Source organism: Candidatus Protochlamydia sp. R18 (assembly GCF_000648255.1).
Classification (GTDB): Bacteria; Chlamydiota; Chlamydiia; order Chlamydiales; family Parachlamydiaceae; genus Protochlamydia; species Protochlamydia amoebophila.
Genome location: NZ_BASL01000702.1, coordinates 1 through 1,312 on the forward strand (window position 1 = coordinate 1; position 1,312 = coordinate 1,312).

Consider the following 1,312-nt stretch of genomic DNA (forward strand, 5'->3'; position numbering starts at 1 on the left):
GAGATATTGGGATGTACAGTAGAGATAACGAAAAGAAACGAATTGCATGCTTTTAAAGTGATTGCGAAAAGATGGATCGTAGAGCGTTCTTTTAGCTGGTTAGAAAAATGCAGAAGGTTATGGAAGAACTGCGAAAGAAAATTGAATACAAGCTTAAATCTGGTCATTTTGGCGTTTGTGGTTCTCCTTTTAAAAAGATTTTAAAGAGGTTCTAAGAGAAAAAGCTACGCTTACGTAATGTGAGTAAGGCATTTTTGCAGCATACGCATATGCAATTGAAAAATTAAATTTAAATTACTATATAAGTCCAAAATTTAGGTTACTAGTCTACAGAATTGCGACACTGAGAGCTCTATAATTTTATTAACATTTCCAAAGCAAATAATATTTTTTTAGTCAACGTCATTGAAAACGTTTGCACCACTTCAGATTTAAATGAAGTGAAGCTACTGAGGATTTAAAATGCGCCAATCCAACTTCGGTGAAATTTTCGCAAGAGTACAAATACAGATCTTGCAAAGCTACTAAAGGTGTTAAATGCCTCAATCCAGCGTCAGTAAGATGATTGCACCAACTCAGATCTAAATGCTGTAAAGCCACTAAAGGTGTCAAATGCGCTAATCCAGCATCCGTGAGTTTTTTGCACGAACTCAGATCTAAATGCTGTAAAACCACTAAAGGTGTCAAATGCGCTAATCCAGCATCCGTGAAATTGCTACAATAGCTCAGATCCAAATGCTGCAAAGCCACTAAAGGTCTCAAATGGGCTAATCCAGCATCAGTGAGTTTCCAGCATAGGTTCAGATTTAAATGCTGCAAAGCCACTAAGGGAGTTAAATGCGCTAATCCAGCATCTGTGAAATTATGGCACCACCTCAGATTCAAATGCGTTAAAGCCACTAAAGGTCTCAAATGCGCTAAACCAGCATCCGTGAAATTGCTACAATAGCTCAGATCTAAATGCTGTAAAGTCACTAAAGGTGTCAAATGCGCTAGTCCAGCATCCGTGAAATTGCTACAATAGCTCAGATCCAAATATTTTAAAGCCACCAAAGGTGTCAAATGGGCTAAGCCAGCGTCGGTAAGATTTCTGCACCACTTCAGATTCAAATGCGTTAAAGCCACTAAAGGTCTCAAATGTGCTAAACCAACGTCGGTGATTTTATGGCACTCAGCCAGATTTAAATGTTGCAAAGCCACCAAAGATGTCAAATGCGCTAATCCAGCATCGGTGAGATTGGGACATTCTTGTAGATGTAGTGCTTTTAAATTTTTACAATTTTTTAACGCTAACAGATGGGCATCAGTCAAA

General features: G+C 38.3%; 1 protein-coding gene and 1 pseudogene. One reads left to right on the forward strand and one right to left on the reverse strand.

Annotation, left to right across the window (positions count from 1 at the left end):
• The coding region (locus tag TY19_RS06130; RefSeq protein ID WP_042281001.1) for a transposase at positions 1 to 204 on the forward strand (204 nt) is incomplete at its 5' end.
• A 198-nt stretch (positions 205 to 402) separates the two neighbouring features.
• Here TY19_RS06130 and TY19_RS11730 read toward each other — a convergent pair.
• A pseudogene (locus tag TY19_RS11730) lies at positions 403 to 1,312 on the reverse strand (hypothetical protein); the annotation flags it as partial.